This window comes from Streptomyces sp. 11-1-2, from assembly GCF_003595545.1.
GTDB classification, from domain to species: domain Bacteria; phylum Actinomycetota; class Actinomycetes; order Streptomycetales; family Streptomycetaceae; genus Streptomyces; species Streptomyces hygroscopicus_B.
Genome location: NZ_CP022545.1, coordinates 2,518,804 through 2,544,009, shown reverse-complemented (window position 1 = coordinate 2,544,009; position 25,206 = coordinate 2,518,804). Strand labels below are relative to the sequence as shown.

Annotated in this window: 24 protein-coding genes and 4 pseudogenes; 7 read left to right on the top strand and 21 right to left on the bottom strand. The window is 67.8% G+C overall.

The features are described from left to right. Positions 1-71 precede the first annotated feature (71 nt). Entirely contained in the window at positions 72-557 is a 486-nt protein-coding gene (locus CGL27_RS10575; RefSeq protein WP_240450446.1) for a helix-turn-helix domain-containing protein, read from the bottom strand. 548 nt (positions 558-1,105) lie between these two features. Next, positions 1,106-1,564 (bottom strand): helix-turn-helix domain-containing protein, encoded by a 459-nt coding sequence (locus CGL27_RS10570; RefSeq protein ID WP_119986154.1) that lies wholly within the window; start codon positions 1,562-1,564, stop codon positions 1,106-1,108. 79 nt (positions 1,565-1,643) lie between these two features. On the opposite strand from CGL27_RS10570, the pseudogene CGL27_RS10565 reads away from it, so the two are divergent. From CGL27_RS10565 to CGL27_RS51805, 5 genes and pseudogenes are all read left to right on the top strand, one after another. Beyond that, positions 1,644-2,258: pseudogene (locus CGL27_RS10565) on the top strand (SDR family oxidoreductase); the annotation flags it as partial. After that, the gene (locus tag CGL27_RS10560; protein WP_276147827.1) at positions 2,239-2,643 is read left to right on the top strand and encodes a DUF1330 domain-containing protein; all 405 of its coding nucleotides are present in this window, start codon (positions 2,239-2,241) and stop codon (positions 2,641-2,643) included. The pseudogene CGL27_RS10565 and the gene CGL27_RS10560, both read left to right, overlap by 20 nt. Positions 2,644-3,109: 466 nt before the next feature. Further along, positions 3,110-3,754, top strand: a complete 645-nt coding sequence (locus CGL27_RS10555) for a LysE family translocator (protein ID WP_119986152.1) — start codon at positions 3,110-3,112, stop codon at positions 3,752-3,754. Between the two features lie 146 nt (positions 3,755-3,900). Then, positions 3,901-4,356: pseudogene (locus tag CGL27_RS10550) on the top strand (transposase); the annotation flags it as partial. A gap of 159 nt (positions 4,357-4,515) precedes the next feature. Then, positions 4,516-4,694, top strand: a pseudogene (locus CGL27_RS51805) (IS3 family transposase); the annotation flags it as partial. A gap of 346 nt (positions 4,695-5,040) precedes the next feature. Here the strand turns inward: CGL27_RS51805 and CGL27_RS10535 are convergent. From CGL27_RS10535 to CGL27_RS10505, 7 genes are all read right to left on the bottom strand, one after another. Next, positions 5,041-5,829 carry a glycerophosphodiester phosphodiesterase gene (locus CGL27_RS10535; protein WP_119986148.1) on the bottom strand — a complete coding sequence of 263 codons (789 nt, stop codon included), beginning with the start codon at positions 5,827-5,829 and terminating at the stop codon, positions 5,041-5,043. 51 nt (positions 5,830-5,880) lie between these two features. Continuing rightward, positions 5,881-6,675: an inositol monophosphatase family protein gene (locus CGL27_RS10530; protein ID WP_119986146.1), complete on the bottom strand. Its 795-nt coding sequence runs from the start codon at positions 6,673-6,675 to the stop codon at positions 5,881-5,883. A gap of 343 nt (positions 6,676-7,018) precedes the next feature. After that, positions 7,019-7,882, bottom strand: coding sequence for a carbohydrate ABC transporter permease (locus CGL27_RS10525; RefSeq protein WP_240450445.1), 864 nt, complete (start codon positions 7,880-7,882; stop codon positions 7,019-7,021). Then, a complete protein-coding gene (locus CGL27_RS10520; RefSeq protein ID WP_055558228.1) occupies positions 7,879-8,748 on the bottom strand; it encodes a sugar ABC transporter permease in 870 nt (289 codons plus the stop codon). The genes CGL27_RS10525 and CGL27_RS10520 overlap by 4 nt, the downstream gene beginning before the upstream one ends. Positions 8,749-8,903: 155 nt before the next feature. After that, positions 8,904-10,226, bottom strand: a complete 1,323-nt coding sequence (locus CGL27_RS10515) for an extracellular solute-binding protein (protein ID WP_119986142.1) — start codon at positions 10,224-10,226, stop codon at positions 8,904-8,906. A gap of 103 nt (positions 10,227-10,329) precedes the next feature. Beyond that, positions 10,330-11,316, bottom strand: coding sequence for a glycoside hydrolase family 68 protein (locus CGL27_RS10510; protein ID WP_119986140.1), 987 nt, complete (start codon positions 11,314-11,316; stop codon positions 10,330-10,332). Beyond that, positions 11,310-11,681, bottom strand: coding sequence for an extracellular solute-binding protein (locus tag CGL27_RS10505; protein WP_055558225.1), 372 nt, complete (start codon positions 11,679-11,681; stop codon positions 11,310-11,312). Before CGL27_RS10505 ends, CGL27_RS10510 begins: the two co-directional genes overlap by 7 nt. A 378-nt stretch (positions 11,682-12,059) precedes the next feature. Here CGL27_RS10505 and CGL27_RS10500 point away from each other — a divergent pair, with 378 nt between their 5' ends. Continuing rightward, complete coding sequence (locus tag CGL27_RS10500) at positions 12,060-12,803, top strand: MgtC/SapB family protein (protein ID WP_240450444.1); 744 nt, start codon at positions 12,060-12,062, stop codon at positions 12,801-12,803. Positions 12,804-12,828: 25 nt separating this feature from the next. On the opposite strand, the gene CGL27_RS10495 is transcribed toward CGL27_RS10500, so the two are convergent. The 4 genes and pseudogenes from CGL27_RS10495 to CGL27_RS10480 all read right to left on the bottom strand — a co-directional run bounded on the left by CGL27_RS10495 (position 12,829) and on the right by CGL27_RS10480 (position 16,036). Further along, on the bottom strand, positions 12,829-13,818 hold the full coding sequence (locus CGL27_RS10495; RefSeq protein WP_162952946.1) for a LacI family DNA-binding transcriptional regulator: 990 nt from the start codon (positions 13,816-13,818) through the stop codon (positions 12,829-12,831). Positions 13,819-14,312: 494 nt separating this feature from the next. Further along, positions 14,313-14,624: a LysR substrate-binding domain-containing protein gene (locus tag CGL27_RS10490; RefSeq protein WP_119986137.1), complete on the bottom strand. Its 312-nt coding sequence runs from the start codon at positions 14,622-14,624 to the stop codon at positions 14,313-14,315. Between the two features lie 142 nt (positions 14,625-14,766). Continuing rightward, positions 14,767-15,048 (bottom strand): annotated as a pseudogene (locus CGL27_RS51800) (winged helix-turn-helix domain-containing protein); the annotation flags it as partial. 340 nt (positions 15,049-15,388) lie between these two features. After that, entirely contained in the window at positions 15,389-16,036 is a 648-nt protein-coding gene (locus CGL27_RS10480) for a LysE family translocator (RefSeq protein ID WP_119986135.1), read from the bottom strand. 104 nt (positions 16,037-16,140) lie between these two features. Here CGL27_RS10480 and CGL27_RS10475 point away from each other — a divergent pair, with 104 nt between their 5' ends. Then, on the top strand, positions 16,141-17,085 hold the full coding sequence (locus CGL27_RS10475; protein ID WP_119986133.1) for a LysR family transcriptional regulator: 945 nt from the start codon (positions 16,141-16,143) through the stop codon (positions 17,083-17,085). A 160-nt stretch (positions 17,086-17,245) separates the two neighbouring features. On the opposite strand, the gene CGL27_RS10470 is transcribed toward CGL27_RS10475, so the two are convergent. From CGL27_RS10470 to CGL27_RS10435, 8 genes are all read right to left on the bottom strand, one after another. After that, entirely contained in the window at positions 17,246-18,094 is an 849-nt protein-coding gene (locus CGL27_RS10470) for a CoA ester lyase (RefSeq protein ID WP_119986132.1), read from the bottom strand. Next, complete coding sequence (locus tag CGL27_RS10465) at positions 18,091-18,960, bottom strand: hypothetical protein (RefSeq protein WP_119986131.1); 870 nt, start codon at positions 18,958-18,960, stop codon at positions 18,091-18,093. The genes CGL27_RS10470 and CGL27_RS10465 overlap by 4 nt, the downstream gene beginning before the upstream one ends. A 20-nt stretch (positions 18,961-18,980) precedes the next feature. Next, complete coding sequence (locus tag CGL27_RS10460; RefSeq protein WP_119986130.1) at positions 18,981-20,354, bottom strand: MFS transporter; 1,374 nt, start codon at positions 20,352-20,354, stop codon at positions 18,981-18,983. A gap of 69 nt (positions 20,355-20,423) precedes the next feature. Next, positions 20,424-21,902, bottom strand: a complete 1,479-nt coding sequence (locus CGL27_RS10455) for an aldehyde dehydrogenase (protein ID WP_119986129.1) — start codon at positions 21,900-21,902, stop codon at positions 20,424-20,426. A gap of 39 nt (positions 21,903-21,941) precedes the next feature. After that, positions 21,942-22,568: a thiamine pyrophosphate-dependent enzyme gene (locus CGL27_RS10450; RefSeq protein WP_119986128.1), complete on the bottom strand. Its 627-nt coding sequence runs from the start codon at positions 22,566-22,568 to the stop codon at positions 21,942-21,944. Further along, positions 22,568-23,107: a thiamine pyrophosphate-binding protein gene (locus CGL27_RS10445; protein WP_119986127.1), complete on the bottom strand. Its 540-nt coding sequence runs from the start codon at positions 23,105-23,107 to the stop codon at positions 22,568-22,570. Before CGL27_RS10445 ends, CGL27_RS10450 begins: the two co-directional genes overlap by 1 nt. 177 nt (positions 23,108-23,284) lie before the next feature. Continuing rightward, positions 23,285-24,082, bottom strand: coding sequence for an alpha/beta fold hydrolase (locus CGL27_RS10440; protein WP_119986126.1), 798 nt, complete (start codon positions 24,080-24,082; stop codon positions 23,285-23,287). An 81-nt stretch (positions 24,083-24,163) separates the two neighbouring features. Beyond that, positions 24,164-25,117 (bottom strand): LysR family transcriptional regulator, encoded by a 954-nt coding sequence (locus CGL27_RS10435; protein ID WP_119986125.1) that lies wholly within the window; start codon positions 25,115-25,117, stop codon positions 24,164-24,166. Between the last annotated feature and the right edge of the window lie 89 nt (positions 25,118-25,206).

Here is a 25,206-nt window from a genome sequence, read left to right as displayed (position 1 = left end):
ACGTCACGCGACCGCAGACCACCCGAAGGGGGAACAATCCCCTGGCCACAGGTACGGAGACTCCGCGGGGCTCAGGGGAACTCACGGGATGTCGCACATGAGTTCTGAGGGTCAGGTGCTGCCATCAGCGACACATCCTCCATGGGGACCTCGCGACCATCGTCATCGAGGAACCCCACGTGGACGGCGCGACCTGTGGAGCGGGTCCGCTGGGAAGCGGAGGGACCTGCGGGCCGCGGACGGTGACGGTCACCCCACTGCTGCAGCGCACCCAGGACGGGCTGCAGTTCGAGCCCGGCCTGTGTCAGATGGTAGCTCTGCCGGTGCCTGCTACCGGCCTCCTGGTATGCCAGTGTCCGCAGCACTCCTGCGTCGACGAGAACCTTGAGTCGGTCGCTGAGGAGGTTCGACGCGATGCCGAGAGCTGACCGGATTTCAGCGAACCGGTGCCTGCCGTAGAGGACCTCACGCAGCACCAGCAGAGTCCACCGCTCGCCGAGTATCTGCAGGCTCCGCTCCATGGAGCAGGCCGGCTCGTCATCCATGGGGCCGGACACGTGCCTTCCTGGCGGCACAGAACTCACCTCCACATCGACACCGGGTACTCGTTCCGGTGGCCACATACGCCCCGCAGCCTGCACCGTATACCTGAGTTTACTATCACCAACCAGATGGCGCGTACGCCTGCCGGGCGGGAGCGGGCGACTCGGGCAGGTCCTGCCACGGGATGGCGGTGTGCATCACGTGCAAGATCCCGCACAGGCAAAGGGGCGCGGCAGGTGAGCAGAAACAACCGTGCATCCCCTCGCCGACCGGGCCGATTGCACGCCGCGGCTGTCGGCCTGGCGCATGTGACGGCGAGACGGGCTGCCAGTACGACCGGCGAGCCAGTGACCGGTCAAGGAGGCGCAGCCGGGGGCATCCGCAGCGGACGCCGGACATGGACGGCGCTGCGGAACAGCGGCCGGCCGGCCGTCAGGCGCGGCCGCCTCCGGCGAAGGCCGCCCGCTCCGGATTGCACGGAGCGGGCCGCAAGGCCTGGCGGCGTTCGTTCGCCTCCGGTCGTGGCGCCTGGGAGGGTCACGTCTTGGAACTGGAAGCTGCGCTACTTCCGGCCGGGGGAGGCGGCGGTCGGAATCAGTGCCACGGAGCTTTCGTCGACTTCGTTTCCGTCATCGTCGATGAACCCGACGTGCACCGGTCGTTCGGTGCCCTCGACCTGGCGCAGGATGCTCGGCCCGTCCGGCCACGGCAGGTGCTTGTCGCCCCATTGCTGCAGGGCGAGCAGGACGACGAGGAGTTCCCGGCCCGCGTCCGTGAGCACGTACGAGAAGCGGGCCCGCTCTCCCGGCTCCCGGTAGGGCACCTTCTCCATCACGCCGTATGCGACCAGCGTGTTCAGGCGCTCGGTGAGCACGTCCGGCGCCACACCGAGCCCGCTGCGGAACTCCGAGAACCGGCTCGACCCCGCCACGGCCTCGCGCAGGATCAGAAACGTCCAGCGCTCGCCCAGCACGCCCAAGCTGCGGGCGATAGCGCAACTGTCATTCGGAATCTTGCCCATACTGCAAGCCTATCCTGAGTTGCTTCTTCCAACCCAGGTAGCCTACGTTGGAAAAACCTACCCAGCGGGGAGTTGCGTCATGCAGATCGAAGGACAGACCGCACTGGTCACCGGGGCGAACCGTGGCCTGGGACGTCACCTGGCGAAGCAGCTGCGCGACCGCGGCGCGACCGTCTACGCGGCCGCCCGCAATCCCGCAGCCGTCGACCTCGACGGCGTGAAGCCGATCGCCCTCGACGTGACCGACCCCGCCTCCATCGCCGCCGCGGCAGAGGCGACCGGCGACGTGTCGATCCTGGTCAACAACGCCGGTTCGGCCACCTACGCGTCGCTGCTGACAGGCGACCTGGCGGACATCCGCCTGGAGATCGCCACCCACTACCTCGGCACCTTGGCGGTCACCCGGGCATTCGCCCCCCAGCTCGGCTCTCACGACAGCAGCGCGGTGCTGAACATCCTGTCGGTCGCCTCCTGGATCAACTTCCCCGAGTTCGGTGCCTACTGCGCCGCCAAGTCGGCCTCCTGGTCGATGACGAACGGGCTGCGCCAGGAACTCGCCCCGCAGGGCACCCGGGTCTCGGCGCTGCACGTCGGGTACATGGACACCGACATGACCGCCGGCCTCGACGCGCCGAAGGCCGACCCCGCCGACATCGCGCGCATCGCCCTCGACGGTGTCGCTGCCGGCACCCCTGAGATCATCGCTCGCGAGTCTGTCCGGAGGCATCGGCGCGCTCTACCCGCAGTTCGGGACACGGAATCCCACGCCCGCTTACGTCATCGTCAACTTCGATGTGCTCGACGAGGAGGCCGGCCTGGCCTACGCGGCCGTGGCCCAGCAGTCCATCCTCGACCACGGCGGCCATTACCTGGTCGCGGGAGCCACGCCCAAGCCCGTCGAAGGCACCTGGGACTCCTCCGGGTTCGTGGTCATCGAGTTTCCCGACATGGACCGGATCCGGGAGTGGTACGACTCCGCCGAGTACCGGCGCGCCCGGGAGATACGAAAGGACAAAGCCCAGGTGACCATGCTGTTCGCCGAGGGCACACCGCCTGAGGGCTTCTCCCGCCCGGCCTAGCCGTGCCGCTGGTGCGGTGACCGGAAGAGACTGCAGGGAAAGGCTCAAGGCGTCCGACGCGGTGCACTGGACGCCGAGGGCTGATTCGCCGAGATCGACCGGACAGGCCCTGGCCTCACGCTTCATAAAGCGGGCTGGCCGACAAGTGATCAGCGAAGCCGAAAGTGCCTCTGACCTGTAAAAACGAAGGTCACTGAGGTTCTTGTTCTCGCTTCAGCCGGAGGCACTTTCCAGGGCCCCGTACTCCCGAAGCTAGCCTCGCGCTTTCACGAGGTGACCTGTCCGAGGCTTGTTCGGATGAGTGAGGTGTGCCGCTGATCTGGGACGATGGGACTTGTCTAGGGTCCTGTTCGTCGTCGGGAAGGCTGCACTCCTCAGGTGTCTCGGCAGGTGGATGAGCCTGGAGTGGACGGTCCGCCATCTGTTTGTATGACCTCTGGACGGCAATCCAGGAGGTGGCGGACTTATGGTGTCCACGGAGAGTATTCTCGCGTTCGCGGCGATGTCGCTGCTGGTGATCGTGATTCCGGGGCCGAGCGTGCTGTTTGTGATCGGCAGAGCCCTCGCGCACGGCCGCCGCACGGCGCTCGCGACGGTCCTGGGCAACCTGGTCGGTTCGTACCTCCTGGTGATCGCTGTGGCGTGGGGCCTCGGCGCGCTGGTGGAGAGTTCGGCGACGGTGTTCATGGGTGTGAAGCTGGCCGGAGCGGCGTATCTCGTCTACCTCGGCGTGCAGGCGTTCCGGCACCGCAAGGAGATGCGCGCGGCGGACATGGAGGCCCCGGCGGGTGAGCGGCGCGGTGATCTGCGCACGATCCTGGACGGTATTTTCGTGGGCGTCACCAACCCGAAGGGCGTCGTCTTCTTCGTGGCGGTGCTGCCGCAGTTCGTGGATCACTCGGCGGGCCAAGTCCCCCTCCAGATGATGGTGTTGGGGCTGGTCCCGGTCGCCATCGGCATGATTACGGACACCCTGTGGGGCCTGGGCGCCTCGGCGGCCCGTTCCTGGTTCGCCCGCTCGGATCGCCGCCTTTCGATGGTCGGCGGGGCGGGCGGCTTCGCAATGATCGGCCTGGGCGTCACCGTGGCAGCGACAGGCCGCGCCGACTAGCCTCGGGCCCTCGCAGGGGTGGGCTGTCCGCACCCTGATCGAAAACGTAAGAAATGCTCCTGAGCTGCAACGATGAGACTTGCTGAGGGTCTTGTCCGTCGCTGGCTTAGGAGTATTTCTCGGGTGAAGAAGCGTACCGGTCCTGCCCACGTGTTCATGTCGAGAGCGGCGGCCGTGGAGTCGTCAGCCAGGCGGGCGGCGTACTGCTGGTGGAGACCGTCCGGAAAGCCGGACTGAATGGGGCAATATCGGCGGCGCTCTCGCCGTGGCGGCGTCCGCGGGCGGTGCACGATCCGGGCAAGATCCTGCTGGATGTGGCGCTCGCCGTCGCGCTGGGCGGGGACTGCCTGGCCGATGTGGCCCTGTTGCGGGCCGAGCCGGCCGTGTTCGGGCCTGTGGCCTCGGACCCCACGGTCTCTCGTCTGGTCGGCAGGCTGGCGTCAGGCGGCAAGCGGGTCTTGGCCGCGCTCCGCATCGCCCGCGCCGAAGTGCGCGAACACGTCTGGCGGTTGGCCGGGGATGCGGCTCCGGACGCGTGCGGGCAAGTGATCGTGGACATCGACGGCGTCCTGGTCTTGGCGCACTCGGAGCAGCAGGACGCTCGATGCCGTGCTTGTCGGGCGCGTCGACCTGCGACTGGAGTTCCTGGGTGAGCGTCGAGCAGCGGGCGTACCCGATGCGGATGTCCGCGCTCGGCAGGTCCGGGTCGATCGGCGCCGGCGGCGGAGTGCCCGGGCGCCATAAAGCCTGCTTTGCTGTACATCTGCCGCAACGTCACCGCCGAGGCGGTGACTACGAAGTACGTCGGCGACATCACCTGTACACCGCTGACTGGCGGAAGTTCTAGTATCCGGCCACGGTCATCGACATCGCCTCCTGGAGCCTGGCCGACTGGTCGATCGCCGACCACTTACGCGCCGAACTGGTCACCGACGCCCTGGCCACCGCCGAGGGGTGCCGCGGCTGCCTTGCCGTCGCCTTCACACTCAACAACAGGACCCGCAAGACCCCCGGCTGGAAGACACCCGCCGAGGCCCTGAACGAACACCTAATATCTCTCCAAGAAGCCGGTGTTGCGACGACCGGTTGAGTCCGAGCAGTGCAGCCCTGCGCTCGCCGTTGGGTGCGCAGGTTGGAACCGACCAGACCGGCCAGGCGGCTGCTGATGCCGCCGGTGAGCAGCGGGCTACAGGTTCCGGTCACTGACCTCGAGGCCGTCCGCACCGCCGTACGACCCACCAACCCGACTCCCGAACCGAGCAGGGGGCGCTACGGGCCACGCGGGGTCAGGATGCTTCTGGAGTCAACGCTGCATCGTTGCGGGCGAAGGACGGGAATCGCGACGTGAACTCGTCGCTCGCCAGCAGGAGCTGGCGTGCGTATTCCGGTGCGTTCGAGGCCGACATGTCGACGTCGAGTTCGAGAAGGCGTCGGACGTCACCGGGTCCCTCGATGAGGGACCCGCCGACGGCGTATCCCGCGTCGTGCAGCTCATCGACGAGCGACCGCTTCAGTGTCGCCAGTGGAAGCAGGATCGTCGAGACGTCCAGTCGCCGCATGTCGTCGCGCCAGTTGCTGTCCATGTCGGGGACGTGCAGAGCGGTTCCGCGAGGGGTGTCTGGCCACTCGTCGGTGTAGTCGCTCAGCGACAGCGGTTCGAAGCTCGTCACCAGGCATCGTGCCTGATCGCGTTCAGGACGGTCACGCAGCAGCTTCGCTAGGCCGCGTGCCGCGGCCGGCGCCTTGATCTCGACCTGGAGGAGGACGGTCGTCGCATCGAGTACTTCGTCGAACGTGGGGATCCGTTCCCCCGAACCCAGGTCGACGCTCCGCAGCTCGCTGAAGGTGAGCTCCTCGACGGGGGTGTGCAGATGGGGGGTCGACGTTGCGGCGGTTCGGGCGGCTGTCCGATCGTGGATGACCACGAGTACATCATCTCGTGTCACACGAACGTCGAGTTCGATTTCGTCGACGCCGACGCGTTCTGCGCTGGCGAACGACGACAACGTGTTCTCCGGCGTGTCCGCAACGTTTCCGCGGTGTCCGCAGAGCACAAAGGTGCGTGAGTCTGTCATCAGGAGTCCTCCATTCCGTGGGGGGTGAGCGGGGTGTGCTGGCGGGTGCTGTCAGTCGAGCAGCGGATCGAGCGCGTCGGCGAGCCGGGGGCTGGCGATGAGTAGCCGCTCGGCCGTGGGCGCCACGCCGGCGACGACGCGCACGTCGGCTCCCGCCTGGACTGCGATGAGAGTCGCCGCCGCGTAGTCCCAGATCGGAAGTCCCCGCTGGATGTGGGCGTCTGTGCGGCCCTCCGCGACCCCGCAGATCTCCAGTGCCGCGGCCCCGATCAGCCGGAAGTCGCGGATGCGCGGGGTCAGTGTGTTGATGTCCTCAAGGATCTGGGCGCGCCTGGCGAGGTCGTAGTGAATGCCCGTGGACACGAGAGCCTTGTCCAGGGGCACGTTCTCGTTGACGTGCAGCGGCGTTCCGTTCAGGCGGGCGGGATGGCTGACGGCTGCGGTGTACTCCGCCGAGCGCGCCGGTGCGTAGACGCAGGCCGCGACGGAGGTGTGTCCGCCGTCCTCGTCCTTAACCGCTGCGGCAATGGACACCGCGTAGTACGGGGAGCCGTACAGGTAGTTCACGGTGCCGTCGATCGGGTCGACGATCCAGGTGATGCCGCTGCTGCCGGAGACCTCGCCGGTTTCCTCGCCGAAGAATCCGTCGTGCGGTCGCTCTGCGGTCAGCTTTTTCCGGATGAGCGCTTCCACGGCGGTGTCGGCCTGGGTGACGATGTCCAGTTGGCTGGACTTCGTTGTCTCCACGCTGATTCCGGCGTTCCGCATGGTCGTGGCCAGCGTCCCCGCTTCGGCCGCGATACTCCGGGCGATATCAAGCAATTCCAGGGGATCGGGGTTCGTCACGGTGACGCTGTCCTTTCAGTGGTCTTCTGTGCGGTGTCGCAGACGATGTCCACAACCGGCGCGGGCATCGGGTTCGCCCGGGACGTGACATCCGTGGACGGCACGTGAAGCGATCCTGCAGACAACGGCTCACGGGACGTGTGCTCCTGCGAGATCGACGGGCCGAGCTACTTCAACCCGCTTCGGGTGAATGGCGATGAGCCGCTTCCGGAGGATGAGGGAGATGATGACCATGGGCAGCGCGGCAAGGACGCCAGCCGGCATCAGCACGTTCCCATCGATTGTGTACGCACCGCGGAGCGAAGCGATGCCTGGCGCGAGGGTGAGCTTGGTGTTGCGTAGGTCATCCTTTGAGCGCGGAGCCGGCGACGCTCTGGATGAAGTAGCGCTGGAAGAGGAGGAAGACGATCAGCACCGGAAGCACGAGGAGTGTTCCAAACGCGAACACCTGGCCCCAGTCCGGCGGCTGCTGCGCGGAGAAGACACTCATCTCGAGTGGCAGGGGCCGCACATTCGGGTCGGAGGTCATGAGCAGTGGCCAGAGGAACTTCCCCCATGAGTCGAGGAAGGAGAGGATCGCGACGGTTGCGAATGCTGGCTTCGAGTTCGGGACGACGATGCGGAGGTATACGCCCCAGGAACTCAGGCCGTCCAGGCGGGCAGCCTCTTCCAGGCTCTTGGGGATGTTGAGGAAGAACGTGTAGAAGAGGTACACCGAGAACGCGTTGGCGATGAACGGGATCATCTGCACGAACAGAGTGTCGCGTTGTCCCGACATCAGCCACAGCAGCGGCATCGCGATCGACTCGAACGGCACGATGATCAGCAGGACGATGAGAATGAAGACCTTGTCGCGACCGGCCCATTTCAACCGTGCGAAGGCGTAGCCAGCCATCGAGTTGACGATCAGCCCGGCGATGACGATCACGAACGAGATGACGAACGAGTTGACAAAGAATCGCCAGAAGTATCCGGTGGCATCGGAGTTCAGTGCGGAGAACGCGGCCAGGTAGTTGTTGAAGGACAGGTGCACGGGGAGAAACCCGCTGAAGCCGCTGAGGACCTCGTTCGAGGGCTTCAGGCTGCCGATGACGAGGTAGTAGATCGGGGCGACCATGATGATCGCAGCGATCGCCATAACGACGTAGTCGCGAGCATCTGCGAGGGTGCGTCGGCGGTTCCTGGGCCGGAGGGTGGGGGGTGTCACTCTTCGCTCCTCTGTCGAAGCAGTCGTCGCTGGATCAGAGTGATGATCACTACGATGACGAATAGGAATACGGAGATGGCCGATGCCCGGCCGAGATTGTTGTCCGAGGAGAGGGAATTCGTCGCCTGGTACAGCACCGTTTGTGTCGCGCTCTCGTTCGCGCCTGCGGTGCGAATGAGGATGTAAACCTGGTCGTAGACGCGGAACGCCAGGATGGTCGTCAGGAGCACGACGAAGATCAGCGTGTTGCGGATACCGGGAACGGTCACGTGAATGAACTGCTGCCATGCGTTGGCGCGGTCAAGGCGGGCGGCTTCGTAACGTTCTTCGGGAATGTCCTGGAGGCCGGCGAGGATGATGACCATCTGGAAGCCGACGCCCTGCCAGACCGAGAGCAGGATGACAGACCCGAGCGCAGTTGCGGACGAGCCGAGCCAGTCCTGCGTGGGGACAAGACCCGCCGTGAGGAAGTGGACCGAGGCGTTGAGCAGACCGTCTGAGCTGCGGTCCAGGATCAGCCGCCAGATGACGGCGACGAGCGCCATCGGGAAGACGACGGGCATGAAGAACAACGTGCGGAAGAAGCGCACGCCTCTCAGCTTGCGGTTGAGCAGGACCGCGAGGAGAAGCGCGAGTCCCGTCTGAGCCGGGATGACGACGATCGCGAAGACGAGGTTGTTGATCAGGGAACGGAGGAACGCTCCTGAGACCAGGGGGTCGGTGAACAGCCGAATGTACTGGTCGAGGCCGACGAAGGTGGCTGGCCGAACCTGATTGACCTGCACGTTGAACAGGGACAGGGCGATTGCGGTGATGAAGGGGACGGCGATGAACGCGATCAGTCCCGCGACAGCGGGGAGGGCCATGAGGATGCCCGTGGCGGGGTCCCGGTTCGGTCGCCGTCGGCGGGCCCGACGTGTGCGTGCGCTCGAAGCGGGGGTAGCGGTGGGAAGGCCTGGCTCAGCCATGAGATCTCTTTCGGGAGATGGGTGTGGGTGCCCTGCGCCCACACCCGTTGTTCCTACTTGTAGTTGCTGTTGTCGGCGAAGTTCGAGTCGATTGCCTTGGCAGCGTTGGTGAGCTCGGTCTTCGGGTCGGCGCCGCCGTAGATGGCGGACAGGGCACTCCCGAACTTCGCTGTGACGGTCGGGTATCCCGGGGTGACCGGGCGGTAGATGGCGGCGCAGTCGCTGGTCACCTTGTCAGCCGCGCAGGCCTTTGCCAGCTGCTTACCCCACAGCGCCAGGGCGCCTCCGGTCTTGTACAGGCTCGCGTCGGCGAACGCGGATTTCGTCGCGGGCGGAGCGCCGTTTGCCTTGACCATGGCGTTGACGCTGGTGTCGCTCAGCAGGTAGTCGAGGAATGCGCCGGCGGCCTTGCCGTTCTTGGTGCCGGCGCCGATTCCCCACGTCCAGGAGCCGACGCCAGACTTCGCTCCGTCACCGAGGTTGGGCAGCGGCAATGCCACCAGGTTCTTGCCGAGGGCCTTGCTGTTGTCCGGGTACAGCCAGTGACCACTCCACTGCAGACCTACCTTGCCGTCGGGGAAGGCCTTGCCGTCGGGGCTGGAGGCTACGTACGGCTTCCACGACGCGAACGTCTTCAGGGCCTTGACGCTTGCGGCCGAGTTGAGTGCGCCGGAGGCCTTGTTGTCCTTGAGGATGCCTCCGCCGGCGGAGTAGATCAGGGGGGAGAACGCGTAGGTGCCCCACTCGCCGGACAGGCCTGACTCTCTGAGGTCGATCGCCTTGCCGGACGGGGAGACCGCGGCGACCTTCTTCAGGACATCAGCGAACTGGCTAGTTGTCCAAGCCTGATCGCTGGAAGTCGGGATGGGGACGCCGGCGGCCGCCAGGAGCTTCTTGTTGCCGTACAGGCCGATGGCGGAGTCGAACTGGGCAAGCCCATAGAGCTTGTCCTCGTAGGTGCCTTCCGCGATGGAGCCGGCGGTCGCGTTATCGATGGTGGCCTTGGAGACGTAGTCGCTGAGTGGGCTGATCCGCTTGTTGTAGGCGAAGGAGGCGAGGGTCGGGCCGTCGATGTCCATCACATCCGGGAGCTTGTCCGCGGGGGTGTTGGTGATGGTCTGCGTGTACGTGTCGCCCGGGATCAGCCGGAGCGACGCCTTGACCTTCGACTGGGACGAGTTGAAGCCGTTGACGGCCGCCTTGATCGCGGCGACCTCAGCTTCCTGGCCCTGGTGCGACCAGATCTGGATCGTCCCGGTTCCGTCGCCGGCCGCGGACTGGGGTTCGCTGGAGCTGCAGCCGGTGATGACAGCGACGGCGGTGACCGCGGCGAGAGCTGCGAGGCTTCCTCGACGCGCAGCACGCTTGATGTTCATGATTCTCCTCTTGTCGTGCGCTGGGGCTGGGATCACGGGTTGGGTGGCTGGGACCTCAGTCCGCCGCGTCTGCCACGGCGGTCCGAAGCTGGAGGGTGCTGCGTTACAGCGGTGAGGAATCGAAAGCGGCGTCGTCGACAGCCAGGTAACCGTCCGCGTCGAGGCTGACCGGGAGGGGATCGCTGATCACGCCACGGAAGTCGCTTCCGGGTTCGGCGCCGATGAAGCACATGAGGGACCATTGGGCGTCGCGATCTGCCACGAGCCGGCCGGAGTAGTGAAATGACGTCGTGATCGGGCGCGCGGCCCGCACATCCATGTGCTCATGAGGCGCAGAGATGGGAAGCGCCCACGTGCCCGGGTCGCCCTGGCGCGCCGGGTTGTCGGCTGAAAGCGTGTTCGGTCCGCACGAGAACACGAGCCACCATTGCCCGTCGATTTGCGCGACCTGCGGCACCTCAAGGTGAGCGAATCCTGCACCGGGATCGGACAGCGGCGGGAGGATTTCCCACTCCTGAAGGTCCGGTGAGTACGCGTGCCCGATCACTCCGCGGTTGTCGAGAGGCCCATCCTTGGCACGGGCGGTGACGAGCATGTGCCACCCAGATCCGTTCGGATCACGGAAGACCCACGGGTCCCGCCACGCTTCCTCTTTCCAGCCCTCGCCGGGCACGTACGTCTCGTACCAACGCGGATCAGCACGGGTGATGGGGCCAGGAGGTTTCTCCCAGGTGGTCAGGTCCGAAGACACGGCGACCCCGATTGTCTCGATGTTGGCGTACTCCGGTTCAGGGTGCAGGAATCGAGAGCCGGTGTAGAACATGCGCCAGAGGCCGTCATCTCCGCGGACAACGCAGCCCGTCCACGTGGCCGTGGCGTCGAACGCGCCCTCGTCCCCAGCCTCGAAGGCGCGCCCGACGATCTCCCATGTACGGAGATCCGTAGAGACCGCGTGACCGATACGGGCGGCGCGGTGGCGCCGTTGTGGATCCCCCAAACTGTGGGGAGCGTTCAGGAAGTAGAGGTGGAAACGATCCGTATCCTGGGCGATCCAGAAGTCCCATGCCCACCCGTCGGGAACCTTCAGCATGAGTGCTCTCCCTTGGTGTACTCATCCAACGGCTGCAATGCGCCTCCGTCGACGTAGTTCGGAGCCGTGGAGCTTTGCCACATGACGTCAAGGCCTTCGCCTGCGCCGAGGGGGACGTCGAGCCGGTAGTACTGGTCCACCGGGACCTGCTGGAGGTAAAGCTTGACGTCCGGGTTCGCAGCCTTGAGTCCATCCACGGCCTTCTGAACACCCGCCTTCTGGGTGGGGCCCCAGATCATCAGGCTCAGATTGATGGAACCGCTGGTGTGCGTCGGTGATGCTGAACAGCCGACGATGCCGGTGTTGAGGGCTGCCGCGCCGACAGCAGCGGAATCGGAACCTTGGGCGCGCTTGAACGAGAGCATCTCTCTGGACCTCCTTCGATCTCCTGCTGTGGGGCGCCCTCTGCGACCGAAACTGTCAGCCACGGGCCGCGACCGTTCCTACGCCTCTTGGCCACCGGAATGACGACGTACGGGAAGGCCTATGTACTGCTTCGCCCGGTACCTCACACGTCTGCGACGTTACGGGAACGTTCCCGGCCCGGCGATGGTGTGAAAGTATCAGAGGTCCTTCGACGTGAACAAGCAACACTTTCGTAAACGTGAAGTGGCCGCAAAAGTCCGAATTGATAGACCGGCGTTCTTGTCCGAGGGGGGCGATGCACGTAACCTGCCCCGCCGGGAACGCTCCCGGCTCGATGGTGTGCCGGACACCTACGATCAGCCAGGAAAGGAGCGCCCGTGACCGATCCCGGTCTCATATTCGGGCTCTCGTTCAGGATCCTCGTCGCCATGGTGCTGGGCGCGGCGATCGGCCTGGAACGGCAATGGCAGCTGCGCACTGCCGGCATCCGCACCAACGCCCTGGTCTCCGTCGGTGCGTGCCTGTTCGTCTTCATGGGAGCCGTCGGGCTCGGCAAGAACCCCGGAGCCGACCCCACGCGAGTGGCGGCGCAGGTCGTGTCCGGCATCGGTTTCCTCGGCGCCGGCGTCATCCTGCGGGACGGGTTCGACATCCGCGGACTGACCACGGCCGCGACCCTGTGGTGTGCCGCAGCGATCGGCTCCCTCGCCGGAGCCGGGATGGAGATCATGGCGCTCATCGGCTGCGTGGCGATCATCGCGACCAACACACTCCTGCGCCCCCTGGGCCGGTTCGTCAACGGCCGCCAGCGAAACTCCGGCGCGTCACCGCAGCAGGCGGGCGACGACGACGAGCCGACCGACTACATGCTCGAGGTCGTCACCACCGACAAGAGCGAACCGCGCGTCAGGGCGATGGTCCTGCAGGCCGTCGACCGGCCGGAATACACACTCCGCTCGCTCAACATACGGCCCGGAAAGAGTTCGCAGACCAAGGTCCTGGCGGGTGTGTCGGCGCAGCACGCCGGCGACACGGAGGGCCTGGAGGTCGCCGTCCAGCGCATCGGCATGGACCCGAAGGTGACATCGAGCCGATGGTGGCCGGCCGAAACCGATGACTGACCGGGCCCTCCCGGCCGCGCAGGGGTCACGGCAGGCGGGGAAGCCTGCCTGCCGTGCGGCCTTCGATGAGACTGCCCCGAAGCTCGACCAGGCGGTCCTGGTCGGTCTTGCCTTCGATCTTGTCGAGCAGGAGATTGATCGAGGTCCTGCCGATCTCCTCCACCGGCTGGCGGAACGTGGTGAGCCCAAGGTACGGGGTGTTCAGCGGGCCGAAGCCGTCGTAACCGGTCACCGTGTAGTCCTCGGGTGCCGACTGCCCTCGCTGCCGCAGGACTTCCAGGGCATCGACCGCTGACCCGTCCGTGGGGCACATGATGGCCGTCACTCCGGCGCCGTCGAGCTGGTCGTTGATCGCCTGGGTCGCCTCTCGATCGGTGGCGACCTGCCAGACGACGGGTGTTTTCCCTACGGCGCGTATGCGCTCGACCATGGCGAAGCCGCGGGCGTACTGGCTCAGGGAGTAGGCCTCGTCGGCCAGGACGACCGCGATGCGCTCGTGTCCGAGCTGTAGCAGGTGCTCCGCCAGCACGGTGCCGCCGTCGGCGTCGTCACAGAACACGCTGGTGATGCCCCGGCTCGTCTCGCGCCGGCCCGCCACCACGATCGGTACCCGGTCGATGAATGGGACGATCTCCTCCGAAGGCAGACGGGCCGACGACACCACCAAGCCGTCCACCTGCAACGAGACGAGATTCCTCAGCGCACGCAGCGCGTCGGCGACACCCAGGTCGGCGGCGCTCGTGGCGGTGACGACCTGATAGCCGCGGTCCTCGGCCGCGCGCTGCATCGCCGTCTGCAGCAAAGCATAAAACGGCCGTGTCATGTCCCTGAGCAGGACACCGACTGTCTTCGTCTGCGAGCTGACGAGCCCCCGGGCCATGGCGTTGGCCACGTAGCCGAGCTTGCGCGCGGCACGCTCGACCTTCTCCCGGGTCTCTGCGCTTACCTCGCCCTGCCCCGACAGGGCGCGCGACACGGCAGACTTGGAGACCCCTGCTTCCGCGGCGATGTCCAAGATCGTGGGAACCTTGCCGCGGGCCCTCGCCATCCGTTCCAGCTCCCCACTACGCGTTAGCCAATGCCATCCGGGAACGTTCCCTGCCAACGACTATAACCGGTGGCCCTAGCAGCGATCTCCCTCGTAGCGGCCCGAAAGCGCAGACCGAGGGTGGAAGCAGCGATGGCCTGACCTGCCGTGAACCGGTACCGGCAAAGCTATCTCGTTGAACGATTCGGCGGGTGCGGATGCAGGAGCAAAATCACTCGGCCACTGCCCTCACATGAGCGTCGGTCGGTGCGGTTGCCTGGCTGCCGGCGGCGCGTCGGCTTGCTGTCGGCAGTTCGGAGCGGGTGAGGCGGTGGTCGATCGTCGCGGCTGCGGTCTGGAGCATGGAGATCGCCTGGTTCAGGAAGGGGCTGGGGTCCGAGGTGCGGCGGACTGCTAAGACCCGGCGCACATGCGGGGGTGGGTGAGCCGGATGACGCGCACCTCGTGGGATTCGATCATGCCTAGTTCGGGCAGTACGGCGACCCCAGGCCGCGGCGTACGAGCTCGAACGGGAGGTTGTAGTCGTCGGTGCGGAAGAGCACCTCGGGGCGGAAGTCGGCCTCCGCGCACATGTGGAACACGAACCGCTCTGCCTCGGCGTTCTCGTGGGAGCAGATCCACCCTTCCTGGGCGAGGTCGCTGATGCGGATGTGCTTGCGTTTGGACAGCCGGTGTCCGCTGGGGATCAGGAGGTACATCGGCTCCTCCCGGAGGAGCGTGGACTCCAGGTCTTTGGGCCAGGTGCGCGGCGCTGTCGGGAACTCGAAGACCAAGCAGATCGAGTTGCCCGTCCACGCGTGCCGGCAGCGTTACATGCGCCGGTCGCCGCCCGGAGGGTTTTACCTCCTGCCAGGTCGCCTCCCGCCATGCGGTGATCGCGTCCTCGTCGCGTTCGGCGGCGGGCCGGGCCGGCATCTGCACGCTGTAGCCCATCCGGTGCAGCAGCCGGGTGACCTCGGAGGCGCTGTAGGAGATGTGGAACTTCCGCCCGATCAGCGTGCGTACCCTTGCTGCGGTCCACACCTGGTCGTCCGCCCAGCCGTGCGCGGCCGGCCCCTCCTCCAGCCACATTGCGAGCTTGGCCTGCAGGTGGGGGCCGAGCCGGCAGCCGTAGCCGGAAGGACCCCTGGAACGCAGCGCCTCGCGTCCGCCCGTCCTCCAAGTGCGGCGCCACTGGTAGACCGACTTCTCACTCACCCGTAACTCCCGGGCGATGCACGGGACTTCCACGCCCCCCTAGAAGAGGTCAACGGCCCGTATCCGTACCTCTTCCCGGCGCCTGCGCTGCTCGGCGGTCAGCCCGCCCCCGTCCGGATACCGCATCCCTCTGGCATACCAGCTCGGACGGACCGCGTCACCGGTCCCGATGGAGATCCAGACCCCGAAACGCCGAAGTCAGTACACGTTCTGGTAGGTGATAAGTGCGGCTGTGCACCACCGACCTGCTCGCCCGCACTCTCGGAGTCCACCCCGCATCGCCGTCAAGTGGCAGCGAGCCGCCGCCAGAGCTGGAGCGGGCGGGGTGCCGGTGGCCGCATCACGCGCCCACCGCCACTGCCACGCCCAGTACGAGCAGGACGACACCGGTGGCCATCCCCAGCCTTCTGCTGACGGTCGGTCTGGTCATCAGCGCGCGCCCGCGGTGGACGAGCCAGCTGAACAGGAGGTACCAGGAGACGGTGACCAGAGCCCAGAGCCCGCCCAGGGCGGTGCTGGACAGGAGGACCGGCCCTGTCGATGTGACGAACTGCGGCAGAACGGACATAGCGAATACGCCCGCCTTCGGGTTGCCGAGACTCGTGCCGAGTCCCATCGCGTAGCCGCCGCGGAAACCGGTACGGTCCCTCTCGCCGCCGGCCGGGGCTGCCGGGGACTCGGCATTCCCGGCTTGCTGAGCCGTCGAGCGGGCGGCTATCAGCGTCCTTACCCCGAGCGTCATCAGTGCGATCCCGCCGACGATCCGGAGGGTGGCGAACGCACGAGGACTGGCCAGCAGGACGGCCGACAGACCGACCGCCGCGGCCGCGGACCACAGCAGTAGTCCGGTCGCGTTGCCGGCGATAGTCCCCCGTGCCGCCCGCATGCCTCCCGTCAGTACCTGGCGGATCATGACGGCCTGACCGGCCCCCGGAAGCATGGCCAGTAGCCATGTGGTGATCAGGAACGTGGGTACATGGCTGGGCACGGGACGACCTTCCACGAGTGTCGGTTTACGAGGCACGTCCAGACTCTTCGATTAGCGGGCTTAAGTGAAGTTAAGCGACTTCGATGCAGCGTTAAGCTGGTTATATGCATGTGGATCCCGGACAGCTGCGGCTGTTCGCCCTGATCGAGGAGTTCGGCTCGCTCACCGCGGCTGCGCATGCGCTCCGGCTCACGCCCGCTGCCGTGACGCAGCAGGTGGCCAGGGCCGAGCGTGAGTGGCAGGTGCCCCTCGTGGTGCGTGGGCCACGCGGGGCGACGCTCACTCCGGCCGGTGCGTTGCTCGCCGCGCACGGACGGACGGTAGAGGAGGCGGCGGAGCGGGCCGCAGCGGACATGGCGGCGCTGCTGGGCCACCTGTCCCTGCGTCTACGGGTCGGCGCCTTCCAGGCTGCCGCCCTGCACCTGCTGCCACAGGCGCTGATCGCCCTGCGCCACCGTCACCCGGACGCCGACGTCTCCGTGGTCGACCTGATGTCGGAGCGAGGACTCGGCGAGATCACCGCCAACCGGCTCGACCTGGCGGTCGTCGCCTCCTGGGGCGCCTCGGCGGCTTCGCCCCCGCAGGTCCGCGCGCACCGGTTGCTGCACGATCCCATGGTCGTGGTCCTTCCCGACAACCATCGACTGGTCACCGGATCATCGCCGGGTAACCCGCTGCGACTGGAGCAACTGCGTGACGAATCGTGGGTCGCGATCATGGCCGGGCACGCCGCCCGTGAACAGCTCGACCGGGCTGCGGGCGAGGCAGGTTTCAGCCCTCGGGTGCGGTTCGAAACGGAGTCCTACCACGTCGCTCAGGCGCTGGTCGGCGCGGGCAGCGGCGTGGCCCTCATCTCGCGACTAGCGCTGACCGGCCTCCCAGGCACGACCTACCGGGAGCTGGTCCGACCGAGGCTGCACCGCGAGATCCACGCGGTGACCCGGGCCGACACGACGCTCACCCCGCTGGTGGAGGTCTTCCTCGGGCTGCTGCGCGACGTCGCAAGCGAACACGCCGCCACTTGGCACGAGCTTCCCGCGAGTGGCTGACGGTTTCCTCGTGGCCGTTCCCGGCCTGACGCGCAGAGGCCACCCGTTTCGCCGGCGTGCATGCCGGAGGCGGGCGGTGCCTCAACACCGCCCGTTTCCGGTTTCCCACACCGCACGTGCCGTCCGGGTCCCGGTGCGGATCGGGTCCGGACGGGCGCGTCTATAGAGCGGTGTGCGGCTTGGCGGCGCACGCCAGGATGTTTCGGGCCCGCTCCAGTACCGGCTTGTCGACCATGTGGCCGTCGACGGTGGTGACGGCTTCTCCGGCGCCCAGGACGGCTTGTGCCCAGCGGAGTTCGCTCTCGGAGGGGGTGAAACCGTCGGCGACGGGGCCGATCTGCGTCGGGTGGATGCAGAGCTTGCCCGAGAAGCCCAGCCGACGGGCATGGGCCGTGTCGGCGGTGAGAGCCTGCGTGTCCCGTACAGCGGTGGTGACGCCGTCCACCGGCGGGCAGATGCCCGCTGCCGCCGAGGCGAGGACGAGCCGGGAGCGGGCGTGGGCCAGGGCAAGGATGTCGTCGTGGGCGACGCCGAGCTGGGCGGCCAGATCCACGTTGCCGAACGCGGCGCGTACGACGCCCGGCATGGAGCACAGGTCGTAGGCCCGTTCGACGCCGAGAGCTGTCTCGATGAGCGGGATCAGCGGGCAGCGGCCGGCGGTGCGGGCGGCGATGTCGGCCAGGGCGGCGGAATCCTCGGCCTTCGGCACCATCACCGGGCAGCCGTGGTCGGCGGCTGTCCTCAGGTCCGCCTCGAACCACGGGGTGCCGGGCGCGTTGACGCGTACGACCGTCCGGCCACCGAGCCCGGGCCAGTCGGCGGCGTCCTGCCGGGCCCGTTGCTTGCCCTCGGCGGCGACGGCGTCCTCCAGGTCGACGATGACGAGGTCGGCGCCGGAGCGGGCGGCCTTGTCGAAGCGGTCCGGGCGGTGGCCCGGCACGAAGAGCAGGGCCCGGGCAGCCGCGACGAGCCCTCCTGACTTCTGAAGGTCATCGATGTGCGTGTTCATGCGAAGCTCACCTCGGCGGTGGCGTGCCGCGCGTCGCGGTGGGTGGCGGTCCGCAGTTGGACACCCGTGTCGGAAGGGGTGCCTTCGGCGAGGATGTGTTCGCCCGCGAACACCGGTCGGCGAAGTCGGAACGAGAGTGAGCGCACCCGGCGCTCGGGAGCGTGGCGCCGTACCACGTCGAGCATGAGCAGGGCGAGCAGCGGGCCGTGGACGACGAGGCCGGCGTATCCCTCGGTGTCGTGGCAGTAGGGGGCGTCGTAGTGGATGCGGTGAGCGTTGGCGGTGAGGGCGCTGAGCCGGAACAGGAGGGTCGGGTCGGGCTGGAGGCGAAGGCCCCAGGGGCCCTCTGTGTCGGGGGCGGAGTGGTCGTCGATGGTGGCCGGGTGCTGTCCGCCGGCGCCGCGGCCGGACCGGTAGACGATGTCCTGTTCCTCCACCATGCAGAGGCGGCCGGACTGGCGGAACTCCTGGCGCTCGGTCACGAACAGCAGCTCTCCGCTGCGGCCGTGCTTCGGTGTCACCGCGCCGAGGCTGCTGGTGCGTTCGGCCGGTTCGCCCAGGCGCAGTGGCTCGGTGATGCTGCAGCGTCCGCCGGCGAACATGCGCTGCCGGTCGGGGATGGGCGGCAGGAAGCGGGCGTTGCGCAGGTGGCCGTCGGGTCCCAATTCGTGCTGGGTGGGCCAGTGGAGGAAGTGGAACCACTGCCACAACGGGGGGAGAGGAACCCCGGCCCCGGCGGCGGGTTCGGGCAGGTCCAGGAGGGCCGACACGGCGGCGGTGGGACCCGGGTCCATCGGGTCGTGGGCGGTGACGGGTTCGGGGTGCCAGGTCTGGACGTAGGAGCTGAGCGGGGCGGCGGGCTGCATGGTGGGTGTGACCTCGTGGTTCAGGTGAGGGGTGCGGTCTTCTTCGGCTGCGGGGCGGCGGGTGTCTTCGTGGTGTCCAGGTGGGAGGTGCGGGACGGTTCCCCGACGATCAGGGTGGCCAGGAGCGTCAGGCCGACGCATCCGGTGACGTACCAGAAGAAGAGGGTCTCGTGACCGGCGTCCTTGAGGGCCAGCGCGATGGGTTCGGTGAGGCCGCCGAAGGTGGCGGTGACGAGGGCGTGCGGAAGGCCCACGCCGAGGGCCCGGACCTTGGTGGGGAACATCTCGGCCTTGATGATGGCGGCCAGGGCGGAGTAGCCGCTGACGAAGGTCAGGGCGACGGTCATGAGGAGGAAGGCGAGCCAGGGGCTGCTGGTGTGGCCGAGGAGCGTCATGACGGGCACGGTCAGGAGTATGCAGCCGCCGGAGAAGGCGAACATCACCGGGCGGCGGCCGATGCGGTCGGAGAGGGCGCCGACGGCCGGTTGCAGGAGCATGTAGACGAACAGGGCCGCGAAGCCAATCACGGTGACCGTGGACTTGGCGATGCCAGCGGTGTTCACCAGGTACTTCTGCAGATACGTGGTGTAGGTGTAGAAGGCTACCGTGCCGCCGATGGCGAGGCCGAAGACCGCGATGAGCTGGCGCGGATACTCGGCGCACAGGGCGATCAGGCCCTTGCGTTCGCGGGTTGCGGGGTCCTGGACGGCGGTGCGTGCCCGCTCCCGCTGGAAGTGTTCGGACTCCTCCATGGTGCGGCGCAGGTACATCACGACCAGACCGGCCGCGGCACCGATCACGAACGGGACGCGCCATCCCCAGCTGCGCAGCTGGTCCTCGGTCAGCACGCTCTGCAGGCCGATCGCCACGAGCAGGGCGATGAGCTGGCCCAGCACGATGGAGACGTACTGGAAGCTGGAGTAGAAGCCACGCCGTCCCGGGGGCGCGACCTCGCACAGATATGAGGCGCTGGAGCCGAACTCGCCGCCGACGGACAGCCCCTGGACCAGCCGGGCCAGGACCAGCAGAGCCGGAGCCCCCATGCCGATGGTGTCGTGGCCGGGTGCGAGGGCGATGGTCAGCGATCCGGCGCTCATGAGGGTGACCGACAGGGTCAGCGCACGCCGGCGGCCATACCGGTCGGCGTAGGCACCGAGCAGCCAGCCGCCGAGCGGGCGCATGAAGAACCCGACGGCGAAGACGACGGCGGTGGAGAGCAGTTGCGCCGTCTGGTTGCCTTTGGGGAAGAAGGCGGAGGCGAAGTAGATGCTGAAGGTGGCGTAGGCGAACCAGTCGTACCACTCGACCAGGTTGCCCAGAGACCCGCGTATGACGTTCGTGATGACGCGGGTACGGTCGGGTGTGGGGGGTGGGGAAGTGCGGCTCTGCGACATGGGAAGCTCCGTTGCTCGTGTCGCTCGGGTGGTGCGGCTCCGGGCAGCCCTTCGGCTTGGGACGGCGCTTCAGCGCAGGACGAAGGGATTGCCGGTGGGGGCGCCGGTGTTGATCCAGACGCTCTTGTCCTCCAGGTAGGAGGTGATGGCGCCGATGCCGTTCTCCCGGCCGATGCCGGAGTCCTTGACGCCGCCGAAGGGGGCCAGGTAGCTCACCGCGCGATAGGTGTTGACCCAAACGGTGCCGGAGTGGACGCGTTCGGCCATGCGGAAGGCCCGGCCGATGTCGCGGGTCCATACGCCCGCGCCCAGGCCGTAACGGCTGTCGTTGGCAAGGGCGACGGCTTCCTCCTCGTCCCGGAAGGGGATGACCGCCAGGACGGGGCCGAAGGCCTCTTCCTGGGCGATGCGCATGCTGTTGCTCACGCCCGTGAAGACGGTCGGTTCCACGAACCAGCCGTCGCCGCATTCCGGCCGGGCGGCAGCCTCGCCCCCCAGGGCGAGTCGGGCGCCCTCGTCGCGGGCGATGCGGATGTAGTCCAGTACCTTGGCGTACTGGGCGGGTGTGGTGATCGGCCCGACCTGGGTGTCCTCGTCCATCGGATCGCCCATGCGGGCGGTGCCGGCCAGCTCCAGGAGCCGGCCGACCACCTCGTCGTGCACGATGTCCTGCACCAGGAGCCGGGAGCCGGCGATGCAGGTCTGTCCGGTTGCGGCGAAGATGCCGGACACGGCGCCGTTGACGGCCGCTTCCAGGTCCGCGTCGGCGAAGACGATGTTGGGCGACTTGCCACCGAGTTCGAGGCTCACATGCTTGAAGTCGCGGGCGGCGGCCTCGTTGATCCGGCGGCCGGTGGCGTCGGAGCCCGTGAAGCTGACCTTGCGGACCAGCGGGTGTTCCACGAGAGCGGCACCAACGTCCTGGCCGAAGCCGGTGACGACGTTGAACACACCGGGCGGCAGGCCGGCCTCGTGGAAGAGACGGGCGAGTTCCAGGGTGGAGGCGGAGGTGAATTCCGACGGCTTGACCACGACCGTGCACCCGGCGGCCAGCGCCGGTGCGAGCTTCCAGGCCAGGAGCAGAAGCGGGGAGTTCCAGGGGGTGATGACGGCGATGACGCCGACGGGTTCCTTCTTCGTGTAGGCGAAGTAGCCCCTCTTGTCCATCGGGGGAACGGTCCCCTCGATCTTGTCGGCGAGGCCGCCGTAGTAGTGGAACCACTGGGCCAGGTAGCTCACCTGCCCGTACATTTCGGTGAACAGCTTGCCGTTGTCCCGGACCTCGGTCTCGGCGAGCGTCCGGGCATGGGCGGCGACCGTGTCGCCGAGGCGGTGAAGCAGGGCGCCTCGCGCGCTGGCCGTCAGTTCGGCCCACGGGCCGGTGCCCAGGGCGCGGTGGGCGGCTCGCACCGCGGTGTCGACGTCCCTTGGCCCGCCCCGGGCGATCTCGGCCCAGGGTGTGCCCAGGTAGGGGTTGTCGGTGGGGAACCAGTTCTCCGTGGAGGGCGGGTGGCTCTCTCCGTCGATGAACATGTCGTAGCGTTGCATAGGGGTACTCGATTCGGCGGCCCCGTCGCGCTGGGCGGCTCAGAACGTGCTCAGGCCCAGGGCGGCGCGGAAGGAGTTCTTGTTGGCGGCGCCGTCGCGCGGCGGCAGGGCGCGCGGCGGTTCGTCGGTGGCGATGAGTACTTGGGCGTACGTGGTCGCCGAGCGCGCCCGGATGCGGGTAGCGAGGTCGTCGGTTTGCGCGAGGTCGGTGATCCGCATGGCGTCGCGGATGCCGAAGCCCTGGGCGACGGCGACGAGGTCGGTGCCGAGTCCGGTGTGGCTGGGCTGCATGCCGGTCTCGCCATAGTGGGCGTTGTCCAGCACCACCACGGTCAGGTTGGGCGGCAGTTGGGCGCCGATCGTGGCCAGCGTACCGATTCCCATGAGGTGTTCGCCGTCTCCGGTGACGGCGAGGACCGGACGGTCCGGCTGGGCGAGGGCGATGCCCAGGGCGAGTGGCGCGGCGGCGCCCATCGCGCCCCAGAGGTAGAAGGTGCCGGGGCGGTCGCCGGCTGCGAAGACGTCGTAGCTCGGCGAGCCGAGGCCGGTGACGACGAGGGCGCCCTCGGGAAGAAGGGCGACCAGGTCGGCGACGAACCGCCGCCGGTCGAGCCGGGTGTCCGGCACGGCGGGCGAGGCGGTGGCGGTGGCGGTGGTGGCGGCCATCAGTTGCGCTCCCACTTCTTGCGGCCGATCAGCTTCTGTCCGAGGAGCACGGCGACGCGTTCACCGGCCCCGAAGGACGACTCCAGGGCGGCCTCGATGGTCTCCCCGACGTCTTCGGGGGCATCGGCGCGCAGGACGGTGATGCCCATGAGCTCCAGTGCCTGCTGGGTGGTGCGGCCCATGGGGCTCTGCCAGGGGTTGAACTCGGCGTGCTCCCCGCGCATCGTCACCAGCGCGAGGAAGGGGAACTGGCCCATCTGCAGCAGCGACAACATGTTGACGCAGTTGCCGACGCCGCTGCTCTGCATCAGCAGTACGGCGCGCTGCCCGCCGAGCCACGCTCCGCTGACGACGGCGACGCCCTCCTCTTCGGTGGTGAGCACGACGTCGTGGATGGCGGGATCCCGCTGTGCCTCACGGATGGCGTGGGAGTGACCCGCGTCCGGGACGTAGGCGATCTGCTGGATGTCGTGTTTCTTCAGCGCGGTGAATACGTCCTCCTGCCAGGAGGGGGGTGCGGTTGCTTGGGGCTGGCTCATCCGTGGCGACTCCATCCGCTCGGGGCTGAGGTGCCACACATCATGAGTGCTGATGGAGCCGGAAGAACAATAGAATTGTGTGATGGCCGCATGACGCGTCCGCATGGCTGAAGACGACTGCCCCACCTTGGTGGGCCGGGTGGGGGAGCGAGTTCTGCTGTACGCCAGCTCTGACCCTCAGTGGAGGAACTCGCGGGTCAGGGCGCCGGCCGCGCCACGGCACTCCTCGAAGTAGGCGTGCCGGGCTCCGGGGAAGAGGTGAGTCCGGGCGTCGGGGATGCGGGTCGCGAGTAGCCGGACGTTCTCGGGCGGGGTGAGTCGGTCCTGGTCGCCGTGAAGGATCAGCGTGGGTGCACCGACGGAGGGGAGCGCGTCCCAGGCGTCGTGCTCGTTGCCGGCGATCAGATGGCCGCGTCTGGCATGCGCGGGCATGTGAGGGTCGCCGAGGGTGCCATACGGGCCGGGGTGTTCCGCGAGCCAGCCAGGGCTGTACATCAGTTCGGTCAGGATCTGGCGTACGGCGTCCGGGTCGGGCTGGGCAAGAGCCCGTCGCACCGAGGCGTCGCGTTCGACAGCTCGGGGACCACCGGGCGAGGTGCACCCCAGAACGAGGCGCCGAACGCGCTCCGGGTGGTCGGCCGCGATCCACTGGGCGACCCGGCCGCCCATGGAGGTGCCGTATACATCGGCCCGCTCGACACCCAGAGCGTCGAGGACGGTCACCACGTCCTCCGCGAAGCGCCGGGTGGAGTAGCCCTCGCGTGGTTTGTCGCTCGCGCCGGCGCCCCGGTAGTCCAGTGTGATCGTACTGTGGGTGTCGTGGAAGTCCTCGCGTACGCCGTCCCACCAGTGATGGTTGTTCGCCTGGCCCGCCAGCAGGACGAGCGGACGGCCGGCGCCCCGGCGCTGGTACGCCACCGCGACCCCGTCGTCGGTACGGGCGAAAGCGTCAGTTCGATCATCGGTGTGGCTCACAGGAATCCTTGCAGAGGGAGTGTCGTGGGAAGCTTCGGCCGGCGCCACGGCGGCAAGGCCGTCGGAGCAGCGGCGCTGGCGTCACACGTCGGTGTCCGGTGTGTCGGACGCGCGCAACTGGGCGGACGGCCACCGCCCCAGTGACACGGCCGCATTGATCTGGCGGACCAGCTCGCGTGCGACGACCTCGACGGCCGTCGGTACGCGTCCGTAGCGCGGGGTCCCCAGGACGATTGACCGCCAGACGTCGGGCTCGGACAGGGGAGCGGCGCTGAGGGTGCCGTTCGTGATGTCGTCGGCGATGCCGAGGCCGGGCAGGATGGTCCAGCCGTGTCCGGCCAGGACGAGCTGTTTCTGCACGCTCATGGAGTTGGTCTGCACCGTCACGTCCATCGTGTTCCCGGATCGGATCGCCGCGGCGTCGATCAGGGTGCGCAGGGCGTGGCCGGAGGCGGGCATCACCAGGGGGTGCGCGGCCACCTCCGCGAAGGCGACCGGATGGTCGGCGCGCAGCCCGGCGGTCACCGGGGCCACCGCCCATAGGCGTTCCCGCACCAGTGGTCGGGCGTTGAGTGACGGGGTGCTGTCCAGGTTGTACAGCAAGGTCAGGTCCAGGTCGCCGTCGTCGAGCCACTGCTGGAGATGACCGGAGTAGCCGGTCATCAGACGCAGCTCCACCCCCGGATGGGCTTCGCCGACGGCCGACACCAGCGGCTCGGCGAGCAGGCCGAGCGTGCTCTCCAGCAGGCCGAGGGTGACGATGCCGGTCACCTCTCCGGGGCTAGGCTGTACCTCGGCGCGCGCCCGCTCCAGTTCGTTCAGGGCCCGGCGCGCCCGGTCGACCATGACCTCGCCGGCCTCGGTGGGCCGCATGCCCTGCCTCGTGCGCTGGAAGAGGGGCACACCGAGCTCCTCCTCCAGGGTGCGGATCTGCCGGGTGACGGCGGGCTGCACCAAGTGCAATAGCTCCGCAGCGCGGGTCACACTGCCCACCTCGGCGACTGTGATGAGCGCCTTCAGCTGCTTGACGTCCATCGGGGCTTTCCTTTCCTCGCCATCCGCGGCCCGCATGGCGGCATCACGGATTGCTATTTCACTCAGGGACTCATGAGTGTTCATGATGT